At 41.7% G+C, this 12,003-nt stretch carries 12 protein-coding genes; 3 read left to right on the plus strand and 9 right to left on the minus strand.

From position 1 onward, the window contains the following. Positions 1 to 163 precede the first annotated feature (163 nt). The gene (gene rpmF, locus MCQ_RS03160) at positions 164 to 343 is read right to left on the minus strand and encodes a 50S ribosomal protein L32 (protein ID WP_006923500.1); all 180 of its coding nucleotides are present in this window, start codon (positions 341 to 343) and stop codon (positions 164 to 166) included. 44 nt (positions 344 to 387) lie between these two features. Here rpmF and MCQ_RS09340 point away from each other — a divergent pair, with 44 nt between their 5' ends. Next, on the plus strand, positions 388 to 564 hold the full coding sequence (locus MCQ_RS09340; protein ID WP_006923501.1) for a hypothetical protein: 177 nt from the start codon (positions 388 to 390) through the stop codon (positions 562 to 564). Between the two features lie 158 nt (positions 565 to 722). Then, the gene (locus MCQ_RS03165) at positions 723 to 1,625 is read left to right on the plus strand and encodes a polyprenyl synthetase family protein (RefSeq protein ID WP_006923502.1); all 903 of its coding nucleotides are present in this window, start codon (positions 723 to 725) and stop codon (positions 1,623 to 1,625) included. 83 nt (positions 1,626 to 1,708) lie between these two features. Here the strand turns inward: MCQ_RS03165 and ispG are convergent, their stop codons facing one another. Next, entirely contained in the window at positions 1,709 to 2,950 is a 1,242-nt protein-coding gene (gene ispG, locus MCQ_RS03170; protein ID WP_006923503.1) for a flavodoxin-dependent (E)-4-hydroxy-3-methylbut-2-enyl-diphosphate synthase, read from the minus strand. Positions 2,951 to 3,206: 256 nt separating this feature from the next. On the opposite strand from ispG, the gene MCQ_RS03175 reads away from it, so the two are divergent. Beyond that, positions 3,207 to 3,491, plus strand: coding sequence for a hypothetical protein (locus tag MCQ_RS03175; RefSeq protein ID WP_006923504.1), 285 nt, complete (start codon positions 3,207 to 3,209; stop codon positions 3,489 to 3,491). Positions 3,492 to 3,719: 228 nt separating this feature from the next. Here MCQ_RS03175 and MCQ_RS03180 read toward each other — a convergent pair whose 3' ends face one another. From MCQ_RS03180 to MCQ_RS03210, 7 genes are all read right to left on the minus strand, one after another. After that, entirely contained in the window at positions 3,720 to 4,724 is a 1,005-nt protein-coding gene (locus MCQ_RS03180) for an HlyD family secretion protein (RefSeq protein ID WP_006923505.1), read from the minus strand. Then, positions 4,721 to 6,382, minus strand: a complete 1,662-nt coding sequence (locus MCQ_RS03185) for an MFS transporter (RefSeq protein ID WP_006923506.1) — start codon at positions 6,380 to 6,382, stop codon at positions 4,721 to 4,723. Before MCQ_RS03185 ends, MCQ_RS03180 begins: the two co-directional genes overlap by 4 nt. Before the next feature lie 23 nt (positions 6,383 to 6,405). Beyond that, positions 6,406 to 6,822 (minus strand): ATP synthase F1 subunit epsilon, encoded by a 417-nt coding sequence (gene atpC / locus MCQ_RS03190; RefSeq protein ID WP_181461080.1) that lies wholly within the window; start codon positions 6,820 to 6,822, stop codon positions 6,406 to 6,408. Between the two features lie 71 nt (positions 6,823 to 6,893). Further along, the gene (gene atpD / locus MCQ_RS03195; RefSeq protein ID WP_006923508.1) at positions 6,894 to 8,486 is read right to left on the minus strand and encodes a F0F1 ATP synthase subunit beta; all 1,593 of its coding nucleotides are present in this window, start codon (positions 8,484 to 8,486) and stop codon (positions 6,894 to 6,896) included. A gap of 19 nt (positions 8,487 to 8,505) precedes the next feature. Further along, the gene (locus MCQ_RS03200; protein ID WP_006923509.1) at positions 8,506 to 9,417 is read right to left on the minus strand and encodes a F0F1 ATP synthase subunit gamma; all 912 of its coding nucleotides are present in this window, start codon (positions 9,415 to 9,417) and stop codon (positions 8,506 to 8,508) included. A gap of 20 nt (positions 9,418 to 9,437) precedes the next feature. After that, on the minus strand, positions 9,438 to 10,973 hold the full coding sequence (atpA, locus tag MCQ_RS03205) for a F0F1 ATP synthase subunit alpha (protein WP_006923510.1): 1,536 nt from the start codon (positions 10,971 to 10,973) through the stop codon (positions 9,438 to 9,440). Next, positions 10,973 to 11,557 (minus strand): F0F1 ATP synthase subunit delta, encoded by a 585-nt coding sequence (locus MCQ_RS03210; RefSeq protein WP_006923511.1) that lies wholly within the window; start codon positions 11,555 to 11,557, stop codon positions 10,973 to 10,975. The genes atpA and MCQ_RS03210 overlap by 1 nt, the downstream gene beginning before the upstream one ends. Positions 11,558 to 12,003: the final 446 nt, after the last annotated feature.

Raw genomic sequence — 12,003 nt, forward strand, 5'->3', positions numbered from 1 at the left:
CTATCAAGATAACAAAAGAACCCAAAGAAAATGCTTCGCACGACCAGAAACCTTATGGCTCAACACCCTCGCTTAGGAGAGTGGCCAAAAAAGACAATCCGCCCGTGCACGCACTTTTCTCTAAGTAAAATGAATTTTTACCATTGATAGAAAGATAAAAATCTTAATCTTTAACCACTAAAACTGAACGCCCACGATACATTCCAGTTTTCAAATCGATATGATGAGGGCGACGCAGCTCACCAGAATTTTTATCCTCAATATAAGTTGGCGCCTTCAAGGCATCAGCCGAACGGCGCATACCCCGCTTTGAGGGAGAGGTTTTTCGTTTAGGTACAGCCATAAAAAGACACTCCAAATCAACTAAAAAGAAGAGGCAATGTCAAAATGACAGAGCCTTTATCAAAAAAATCAGAAAATTTGATAGCCTTATACACCGATAACAAAGAAGAGGCAATGTCAAAAATGGCAATACTCTTACCACTGTTACCAAAAATGATAGTTTCATACACTCCTGAAGGCTTTTTAATAAGACTTTTATTTAATTTTTTTATTTGGCTTTAACAGGGACTCGCGCATACAGTATAGAGAAATAATAAAAGAAAAAATTTTTAAGAAACAGAGATTAAAAGCCCACGCAAACTGCCTATAATAAGATAAGATGGTAGCCTCTATCCTCTAAATTCTAGGATCCCCTTTTTGCAAAAATAAAGGAATCAAGAATGCACGAATTTACCACTCTTCTTGCAAAACATGCCAACACCGTTGAAAGACGGCTTGACACACTGTTAAATGATCAAGTCCAAAATGGTGAAATTACCCGTCCTAAAATCCTCATAAAAGCCATGCGTCACGGTGTACTGAATGGAGGTAAGCGCCTGCGTCCTTTTCTTGTTACAGAAAGCGCTGCACTTTTTGATATCCCTGTGGAACAGGCTCTCGATATCGGATGTGCCTTAGAATGTGTCCATTGTTATTCGCTCATTCATGATGATCTACCTGCTATGGACAACGACACACTGCGACGCGGAAAACCCACCGTCCATATAGCATTTGATGAAGCAACTGCAATTCTAGCAGGCAACGCTCTCTTAACTTTTGCTTTTGAAATTATTGCCCATAAAGCCTCTACATTGCCCTTCGAAACCAGAATCAAGCTAATCACAGCTCTTGCACAATCAGCAGGACTGGGCGGTATGTTAGGGGGACAAATGCTTGATCTTGAAGCGGAAAAAAAACCGCAAGAATGCAACAGCATCATGACTCTACAACACATGAAAACTGCTGCCCTTATAAGTTTTGCTTGCCAAGCAGGAGCAATCATCGCCAATGCTCCGAAAACATTGACCCAAAACCTTGCTGATTTTGGCACATATATTGGGCTTGCATTTCAATTGACGGATGACCTCCTTGATGTCACCGCTAGTACTGAAGTTTTAGGCAAAACTGCTGGTAAAGATGAAGCGGCGCACAAAGCCACTTTTGTTCGCCTTTATGGCATTGAAGAAACACAAAAAAAGCGAGACGAACTGATCACTAAAGCAGAAGCACTTTTACAGCCTTTTGGTGCCAAAGCGAAAACGCTCCAACAAGCTGCCCGCTTTAGTGCAACACGCAAAAATTAAAAGTTCATCCACTTCACCCACAGCAAAATATGAAGCAAGCAAAACAAAAGCTTTTTTGTTTACGTCCTCTTCAACGGTTTGTTTCAACCTCGCCCAAAGCGCGTATGAATATAATCACTTAAAAGAGATTCAAATTCCTCAGCGATATGGTTACCACGCAAAGTTTTCACCTTTTGTCCTTCAATAAAAACAGGTGCCGCTGGACTTTCACCCATTCCAGGCAATGAAATCCCAATATCCGCATGTTTTGACTCACCTGGTCCATTGACAATACACCCCATCACCGCAACCTTCAAACTTTCAACACCAGGGTATTTTTCACGCCACACGGACATATTTTTATATAAATCCGCTTCAATCTTTTGTGCCAATTGTTGAAACACTGTCGAGGTTGTGCGTCCACATCCAGGACAAGCTGCAACAACAGGCAAAAATTGCCGAAACCCCATCACTTGCAAAAGCTCTTGAGCCACTCTCACTTCCCGTGTTCGATCTCCACCGGGCTCAGGTGTTAATGAAATACGAAGTGTATCTCCAATACCTTGCTGTAACAAAATTCCCAAAGCCACGGAAGAAGCAACAATGCCCTTTGTACCCATACCTGCTTCTGTCAATCCCAAATGGAGCGCATAATCACAACGCCCTGCCAAAGTGCTATAAACAGCAATGAGATCTTGAACATCACTCACTTTAGCAGAAAGAATAATTTTATTACGTTCCAATCCCAGCTCTTCAGCCAAAACAGCCGAATGCAAAGCCGACTGAACAACAGCTTCCCGCATAACTTCAGCAACAGATAAGGGATTTTCCTGCTGTGCATTTTCATCCATAAGCCGTGTTAACAATACATTATCAAGAGAACCCCAATTCACACCAATTCGAATAGGTTTACGGTACCGACAAGCAATCTCGATAATTTCCGCAAATTGGCGATCTTTTTTTGCACCAAAACCAACATTTCCAGGATTGATCCGATATTTTGCAAGCGCCTGCGCACACGCAGGATGTTCTGATAAAAGCTTATGGCCAATATAATGAAAATCTCCCACCAATGGCACAGCCATATTCAAGCGTTCCAATCTCTCCCGTATTTTGGGCACTGCAGCAGCAGCTTCATCACGATCAACAGTAATCCGAACTAATTGCGAACCTGCCTGCCAAAGGGCTGCAATTTGTGCAACGGTTGCATCAATATCGGCAGTATCCGTATTCGTCATTGACTGAACAACTATCGGGCTATGACCACCAACCACCACATCACCAACCGTAACAGCAACAGAGTGGCGACGCTCTAAAGGCTTAGATAAAGAATACGCTATGCTCATCAAATCCTCAAATTTGCAAAACCTGTGCTATCAATCACCATTATGACAACGCTTGCCAGAGTACAATTTTAAAAAGAGTATAATTAAAAAAAACCGATTCAAGAAAATTATCTCATTTAGGCAAAACCCTTGATTGTCCCATCGGACAACAAGCAGTCAATGGAATGCAACCTTTCAATTTTCAAGCCGTTATACCAAAACTCTAAGCACAATGCTAACTGTCATAAAACAGTATAAAACATGAAGGAGGAAACCCATGGGCCTATTTTCGAGCCACACCAAAAATGCTAAAATTAAAAAACGTATTGCACAATTAAAAAATGAACTCGTCCCCGTAAACCGTTGGCATTCTGATAACAAGGGCTTCGAGTACATCTCTGACATGCTTGACATATGGAAACAAAAAGGACGTCACGCGCTTGACCACCTCAACGAACATGCTATGCAATTAAAGAAAAAAGCAAAAGCAAACCCTAAAACAACGCTTGCATTGGCTGCAGGGATGGCCTTAGCTGGTTTCTTACTAATGCGTAAAAATTAAAAACACGCCTACAATTAAGACTTTTCCCAACAACAAAATGTTTCAATGCCCGCTTCAAAGCGGGCATTTTTTATGCCTCTTGAGAAAAGGTTCAAAACAGCATGACCATTTCAGTTCAGAAAATATTTTAAGATATTCATCAAAAAAAACCAAATGAAATCTTCCAAAGTAAACACCCATTTGCTATAAGAAAAAGGTATAAAAATCAAACTCAAAAGACCCAAAATATCACCCTCCAGAAGCCCGTTTTGAAGTATCCACATATGTAACCACGGACATACCAGGAATAAGTTTTTCAGCACCTGGCTGTCCAGGATCTAAAGCGATGCGAACTGAAATACGTTGCGCGATTTTGATGAAATTACCAATTGCTGTATCTGTTTTTAACAATGAAAATTCTGAACCTGTCGCAGGTGCGAAACGAACCACTCGCCCTGTTAATTTTTGATTGTTCAAAGCATCAACAGAAAAAATAACAGGTTGCCCAACACGCATCTGAGAAAGTTGCGTTTCTTTATAATTGGCAATAATCCAAATATCATCAGAAATGACCGAAACCAATTGCGTACCCGGCAATACATATTGCCCTACCCGCGCACCAATCAACCCAACATGTCCGGTTTTAGGAGATACAATCTTCGTGTGTTTCAGATTGAGCTTAGCCAACTCAACGCCAACTTTTGCTCCGGCAACCTCTGACTGTAAACTTTGCCGTTCAAGGTCCAACTGTTTTTGCAATTGGCGTTTTGTTTCAAGTGCTGCCAATAATTGCGAAAGAGGACGAGAAACAGAACTTGCACCATCACCAAAACCTGATTTCTTGTGTTCAGGAAGAATATTCGAGAATGCTTTTGACCGAGTCAATTCCGCTTCTGCTGTATTAATTTCTCCTTGTAAAAGCTGAGCCTGCAACACAATACTTGCAAGTTTTGCATTTTTTGAATCCAAAATAGCCTGTGCCCGTGCAAGCTGTTGGCGAAAAAGGGAATCATCGAGTTCAAATAAAAGCATTCCCTGTTCAACGCGTTGATAATCTTGAACATAAATCCGTGCAACCACACCAGAGATCTGAGAACTTACCAGAGTAACATTGCCTTTAACTGAAGCATTATCGGTTATTTGAATTGTACTGACAAAGGGAGGAAGTTTCCAAGCCCATAGAATCAACAAAACACCGGTAACACCTGATAGGAATGCAATAATCGTCGCTCTTGATCGTAACGCTTTTATCACTTTTTGCACTCCTCTTTTATAACATTGTTCTGCTTTTTGCACGCACCAAAAGAGTATGATTTTAAAAATATTTTGGCCAAGAAAATAGCAAATACAACTGTTGCAATATAAAAATAAAGCCGAAAAACATCATCGTAAGCAAAAACATTTGCCATTAACTTAAACTTCTCAAGCAACCTAGATACGCCTTGTCCACCCTCCAATACATGGGGAATAGAAAGACCATAAGAGGGCGAAAATAAAGTATTTACCTCACCTGAAATAAGGGGATCCGTACCAACAACATTTTGTGTTAAAGACTCAAAATTCTTATGAGCGAAAAAAAGCTGCAGACTACCAAAAAAAGCTGCTCCCATTAATCCACCCGTTACTTGGGTCAGCAGGAAGACAGCAATAAAACTTAAAACATAACTCGGCCCTCGCTTATTAGCTATCACAAATCCCTTAAAAAGAGCAGGAGGTAAAAAAAGCGCATAACTAAAGCTGATCAACCCTTGACTCAACATCATATCTTTCGGGAGCGTAAACTGGTTCACATGGCTGTCTAAATAAGCTCCTAGCGCTAAACAGCACAAAGATAAAAGATAAAAATAGTCCTCACGACCAGAGCGTAAAAAAAAGACACACACTCCACCCCCCAAAAGGGTGCCAAATATAATAGCAAGATACATGGGCGCCATTTCACGATTTAACAAGCCCAAAAGATTAAAAAATTCTGCAGCTAAAGTTGATCGCTCTAATAAAAAAACGTGAAAGACTAATAAAATGAGAACAGACTGTAGCATTTCTTTACTGAAAAGCCAGCGTAAATCAATTAATGGTTTTTCTCTATTAAGCTCAATAATCGTGGCTATGACCAAAGAGAGAACAGCAAGCGCAAGCCCCCAACCAATCCACGATGCCTCATACCACCAATACAACTTACCAACCGACATAATCACTGCATTGATTCCAAGACCAAATGCAATCAAACTATAACTAACCCAATCTAACTTCTGAATAACCTTGTTGCGTACAACGGGGGTAAGAGGAAGAGCATAGAGACATCCCAAACTAATAAGAACCAACCCCATTTCCAGCGCTGAAAGACTAGAAAATCCGCCATTTTCTAATAAATCAGGTGAAATCAAACGTGAGAGAGGAACGGCTAAAGCCGCATTCATATAATTCAAACTAAGAGCAATGGTGAATTTCTTTGCTGGTGCAAAAGCTTCCATCATATAAAGAAGTGCTAAGGAAGCCAATGGTGCAGCAGCAATACCAGCAAAAAAACGAATAATCAGTGCGGAACGTAAATCGGTAACAAAGAGCTGTAAAATGCAGACCAAAACGAAACCAAGGATTGATAATTCAGCAAAAGCGCGAAGCCCAAATTGATAGCGGATCTTGATCAACATGATGGCAACACTGACATTTGGTGCCATATAAGCAGCAACCAACCATGTGGTTTCAGTCAGAGTTGCATGGAAATCACCAGTAAGATAGATAATATTAGACTGAACAATATTTGCCCCTAAGCCATAAGCCCACTGTAAAATAAAAGAGGCAAAAATATAAACAAAACACTTTGGCAAAGGCCCTGCAAAAACCACACCTGGATGAGGAAAAGGCTTTCGCATCCTTTTAGTACGGACAACAGTACTTTTTTTGCCGCTCACTTCACCTTTTCCTGCATAACCCGTTATGCTTCCATCGATATATCACCAACAGTTGCAATTTGATGAAAAAAGTCTTCTACTTTATGACTGATTTCACCATTCGTATTCTCTTCTAAAGTTGCGCGAAACTGCAAAATCCGCTGTTCTAAATCATCAAAAGAAAGATGTTCAACAGCAACAACACGCTCTGCTAAAAGAGAACAACCCGAAGAAGTAATATCAGCAACACCTCCACAAACAGCAAACAGCTTTTCACCTGAAGAAGAGCGCGCGCGAACACTCCCCAAGACAATACTTGCCAGTAAAGGGGCATGATTTGCCATAACTGTTAAAGCACCTGAAGCTGAAGGAAGAACAACAGATGTCACATGTTCTGAAAAAACAAGTTTTTCAGGCGACACAAGCTCAAACAAAAAACGCTCTACTCTATTGTTTTCCAAATTGACCTCCATGAAGCGCCCCACAAGAACCGCTTGTCATCCTACAACAAGCATCTATCACAGATTTCTTCTTATGAAGAAGCTTCTGCAATAAGACGCTTTCCTTTTTCAATGGCTTCATCAATCGAACCAACCATATAAAAAGCTGCTTCTGGCAGATCATCATAATCACCAGCACAAAGACCTTTAAACCCTTTGATTGTATCCTCTAAAGGCACGAGTTTTCCGGGCGAACCAGTAAAGGCTTCAGCCACATGGAAAGGTTGCGAAAGGAAACGTTCAATTTTACGCGCTCGTCCTACCAGCAATTTATCATCTTCAGAAAGTTCATCCATTCCAAGAATAGCAATAATATCCTGTAACGATCTATACCGTTGCAAAATGGTTTGAACCTGATTTGCAACAGAATAATGCTCTTCACCCACAATGAGCGGATCTAACATACGTGAGAAAGAATCGAGCGGATCAACCGCTGGATAAATACCTTTTTCAGCAATCGAACGCGAAAGAACGGTTGTTGCATCCAAATGGGCAAAAGATGTCGCAGGTGCTGGATCTGTCAAGTCATCAGCCGGAACATAAATAGCCTGAACAGAAGTAATAGACCCTGTTTTAGTACTGGTAATACGCTCTTGCAAAGCCCCCATGTCCGTTGCCAAAGTTGGCTGATAACCCACAGCAGAAGGGATACGCCCTAAAAGAGCAGACACTTCAGCCCCTGCTTGCGTAAAACGGAAAATATTATCTACGAAGAAAAGAACATCCTGACCTTCATCACGGAAACTTTCCGCAATAGTCAATCCTGAAAGAGCCACACGTGCACGCGCTCCTGGTGGCTCATTCATTTGCCCATAAACGAGAGCACATTTTGACCCTTCCGTTGAACCATTATTTTCTCTTGGATTCACATTCACACGGCTTTCGATCATTTCATAATAGAGATCATTTCCTTCACGTGTGCGTTCTCCCACACCAGCAAAGACTGAATATCCACCATGGGCCTTTGCAATATTGTTAATGAGCTCCATAATGAGGACAGTTTTACCAACCCCAGCACCACCAAACAAACCAACTTTACCACCTTTAGAATAAGGTGCTAACAAATCAACAACTTTAATACCAGTAACAAGAATTTCTGATACCGTTGATTGTTCAACATATTGAGGGGCTTCTTGGTGAATGGAACGGGTTTTTGTGGTAGCGATTGGCCCAACATTGTCAACGGGTTCTCCAATCACATTCATAATACGACCAAGGGTTGCTTCTCCAACGGGAACAGTGATCTGTGTTCCTGTATCAAAAACCTTTTGTCCGCGCATCAATCCATCAGTTGTGTCCATTGCAATTGTTCGCACGGTATTTTCACCCAAATGCTGCGCAACTTCCAAAACCAGCCGATTACCTAAATTATCAGTTTCTAATGCATTAAGAATATTTGGCAACACGCCTTCAAACTGCACATCAACGACAGCACCAATAACCTGTTTGATCTCACCAACTGCTCCTTTTGCATGCACATTTTTAGAAGACGACCGTACAGGACCAGAGGAATCCTTTATGCTAGTTTGAGATTTCGAGGCGGCTTTTTTCACGCCTGAACGAGCAGTTGATTTCTTTTGCTCAACTTTTGCTGCTCCTTTGCTTGACGTCACTGCTTTTACCATCAATCCTTACCTTTTCAGTTTAAAGCGCTTCAGCGCCCGCAATAATTTCGATCAATTCTGTCGTGATCTGTGCCTGACGCTGACGATTATAAGCCACCGTCAATTTATTAATCATTTCACCCGCATTACGGGATGCATTATCCATAGCAGTCATTTTTGCGCCCATTTCACCAGCAACATTTTCAAGCAAAGCCCGAAAGATTTGCACAGAAAGATTGCGTGGCACAAGCACATCCAAAAGAGAAGCTGCATCAGGCTCATAATCATAAACAGTCGACTGTCGATCTCCGCTTTTGTCCTCTTTCTCATCGACATCTCCTGCCTCAACAGCTCTTTTAGAAGACATCATTGGAATTAAGCCAAAAGCCACTGGACGCTGATTAATCACTGAAACAAATTCAGAGTAAAACAGCGTACACACATCAAACGCACCTTTATCGAATAAATCAATGATCCGCTTGCTGATCATTACCGCCTCTGCAAAACCAATCCGCTTTACAGAATGCAAATCAACGTGATCAATCATAAAAGTTTTGTAATCACGCGATAAAATATCTGCTCCCTTTTTACCCACAGTTAAAATCTTAACGATTTTACCAGCAGAAAGCAGTGTTTCAATCTGTTCACGAGCACGCCGCGCAATTTGCATATTAAACGCACCACAAAGACCACGCTCAGCAGTACACACTACTAAAAGATGCACATCATCTCGACCCGTACCACGCATGAGAGGAGGTGCATCAAGAGCATCAACATCAGTAGCAACATTCGCTAAAATAGCAGCCATCCGTTGTGCATAAGGACGTCCAGACTCGGCCGCCTCTTGCGCACGGTGCAACCTTGCCGCCGCAACCATTTGCATGGCTTTGGTAATTTTCTGCGTTGCCTTAACCGAGGCGATACGGTCTCTCAGATCCTTTAGTGACGCCATTCGAACATTCCATCAATTCATCACGAAAAGTTTTTCGCATAAGTATTAAGGACAGCAATCAACTTATCCTTAATGTCATCGGTTATCTGCTTTTGATTAGCAATTGCCTTTAAAATATCTTGATGGTCACTACGGAGAAGTGTTAAAAGCCCCTGCTCGAAGCGGCCGACATCAGAAACAGCCAATGGATCAAGATAACCATTCACACCAGCAAAGATAACAACAACTTGTTCTTCTGTTTTAAGTGGAGAAAATTGTGGCTGCTTCAAAAGCTCTGTCAAACGTGCACCACGGTTTAAAAGGCGTTGCGTTGAAGCATCCAAATCGGAACCAAACTGTGCAAAAGCTGCCATTTCGCGATATTGTGCCAACTCACCTTTGATCGAACCTGCAACTTGCTTCATTGCCTTAATTTGCGCAGCAGAACCAACACGTGAAACAGAAAGACCAACATTCACAGCAGGACGAATCCCTTGATAAAACAAATTGGTTTCTAGAAAAATCTGCCCATCAGTGATTGAAATCACATTAGTAGGAATATAGGCAGAAACATCGTTAGCCTGCGTTTCAATAACGGGTAAAGCGGTCAAAGACCCAGAACCATTCTCAGCATTCAACTTCGCAGCCCGCTCTAAAAGGCGGGAATGAAGATAGAAGACATCACCAGGATAGGCTTCACGACCAGGCGGACGACGAAGCAGAAGAGACATTTGACGATAAGCAACTGCCTGTTTTGAAAGATCATCATAACCGATCAAAGCATGTTGACCATTATCACGGAAATATTCCCCCATTGCACAACCAGCAAGAGGTGCGATAAATTGCATAGGAGCAGGATCAGAAGCCGTAGCCGCCACGATAATTGAATATTCAAGAGCTCCACGCTCCTCTAAAACTTTAACAAACTGTGCAACCGTTGAACGTTTTTGCCCAATAGCGACATAAATGCAATACACTTTGTCTTGGTCTTTTCCAGCACCTTTTTCATGAAAAGGCTTTTGATTTAAAAATGTATCGAGCAAAATCGCTGTTTTTCCTGTTTGACGATCACCGATCACCAACTCACGTTGCCCACGCCCAATGGGAATAAGCGCATCAATGGCTTTCAATCCCGTCGACATTGGCTCATGCACTGACTGACGCGGAATAATCCCCGGAGCCTTGACATCGACACGACGACGCTCTGTTGCTTTAAGAGGTCCCTTGCCGTCTATAGGATTTCCCAGCGCATCAACAACTCGGCCGAGCAAAGCTGGCCCCACAGGAACATCGACAATAGATCCCAGCCGCTTAACGGTATCACCTTCACGAATATCACGATCTGACCCAAAAATCACAACCCCGACATTATCGATTTCCAAATTCAGCGCCATACCGCGCACGCCATTTGAAAAGGAAACCATTTCACCTGCTTGGACATTATCCAAACCATAAACGCGGGCGATACCATCACCTACAGATAAAACCCAACCAATTTCTGAAACTTCAGCCTTTTGGTCAAAGTCCCTGATTTGCTCTTTTAGAATTTTTGAAATTTCAGACGGTCTAATATCCATCAGCTGACCTCTTTTTTCAATGCAAGCTTAAGCGAAGATAATTTTGTCACAAGTGACGTATCAATCTGTGATGACCCCACGCGAATGATTAGTCCACCAAGAATTGTTGGATCAACGCACATATGTAGCAAAAACTTTCCCCCAACGACACTTTCCAAAGCCTTACGCAACTCTTTTTCTTGTTGAGAACTCAACGGGCACGCAGAAACAATCTGCGCCGAAACTTGCCCACGAGAAAGAGCAACACAGCGCTGGAAAGCACGTAAAATACCAGACAAAGCACAAAGCCGTCGGTTTAGCGCAATAACACGCAAAAAATTACCAATAATCTGACCAGCACCTTCATCAGCAAACCTGATGCTTTCACAAACAGATCGCATGACTTTAATCTGCTCTTTAGCTGAAAAGAATGGGCTTTGCACAAAACGCTTCAAATCTTCATTTTGATCTAAGACAACCAAAAAAGATGCCACTGCCTTTTCAACATTTTCAACAGATCCTGTTTCTTGAACAAAATCAAAAAGCGCTTGCGCATAGCGTTGATCTACCAATGGCAGCGGTATAAGAGAAAATGAATCCGACACGAAATACCGCCTCTTTCCCTTGAGCGACTCTCTGATAGTTATCAGATGAAATGAAACAGATATTCCAAATTTTAAGAATGCTCTTAAAACCCAGAATGAAAAACTTTCCGGTTTCTAGCATAGACATAAGCGACTCGCAACACCACAAATCGACGCTTTCTGAAAATTTTTGAACAAAATATCCAAAATGCTTTTGAAAACGATTTTTTAGAGAACCATCCGTTTTTCTATATCTCTTTTTGACATCCTCTGACAAATTTTTCAAGTCTCTTTTCTTATCATTCCCTAAAAGATCTAAAACTAGAAGCAAAATGATCTTCTTCAATTTTAAAATGGGACATTTTTGCTAAGTAAGACCTAAGACCTAAGACCTAAGACCTAAGACCTAAGACCTAAGACCTAAGACCTAAGACCTAAGACCTAAGACCTAAGACCTAAGACCTAAG

The sequence above is a fragment of the Candidatus Bartonella washoeensis Sb944nv genome (assembly GCF_000278135.1).
Classification (GTDB): domain Bacteria; phylum Pseudomonadota; class Alphaproteobacteria; order Rhizobiales; family Rhizobiaceae; genus Bartonella; species Bartonella washoeensis.

What these genes read in the sequence shown, in the direction of transcription:
- MCQ_RS03200 (WP_006923509.1), bottom strand. Translation starts at nt 9,417, where the DNA reads ATGGCGTCACTAAAGGATCTGAGAGACCGTATCGCCTCGGTTAAGGCA.
- rpmF (WP_006923500.1), bottom strand. Translation starts at nt 343, where the DNA reads ATGGCTGTACCTAAACGAAAAACCTCTCCCTCAAAGCGGGGTATGCGC.
- MCQ_RS03175 (WP_006923504.1), top strand. Translation starts at nt 3,207, where the DNA reads ATGGGCCTATTTTCGAGCCACACCAAAAATGCTAAAATTAAAAAACGT.
- MCQ_RS03165 (WP_006923502.1), top strand. Translation starts at nt 723, where the DNA reads ATGCACGAATTTACCACTCTTCTTGCAAAACATGCCAACACCGTTGAA.
- MCQ_RS09340 (WP_006923501.1), top strand. Translation starts at nt 388, where the DNA reads ATGACAGAGCCTTTATCAAAAAAATCAGAAAATTTGATAGCCTTATAC.
- atpA (WP_006923510.1), bottom strand. Translation starts at nt 10,973, where the DNA reads ATGGATATTAGACCGTCTGAAATTTCAAAAATTCTAAAAGAGCAAATC.
- ispG (WP_006923503.1), bottom strand. Translation starts at nt 2,950, where the DNA reads ATGAGCATAGCGTATTCTTTATCTAAGCCTTTAGAGCGTCGCCACTCT.
- atpD (WP_006923508.1), bottom strand. Translation starts at nt 8,486, where the DNA reads ATGGTAAAAGCAGTGACGTCAAGCAAAGGAGCAGCAAAAGTTGAGCAA.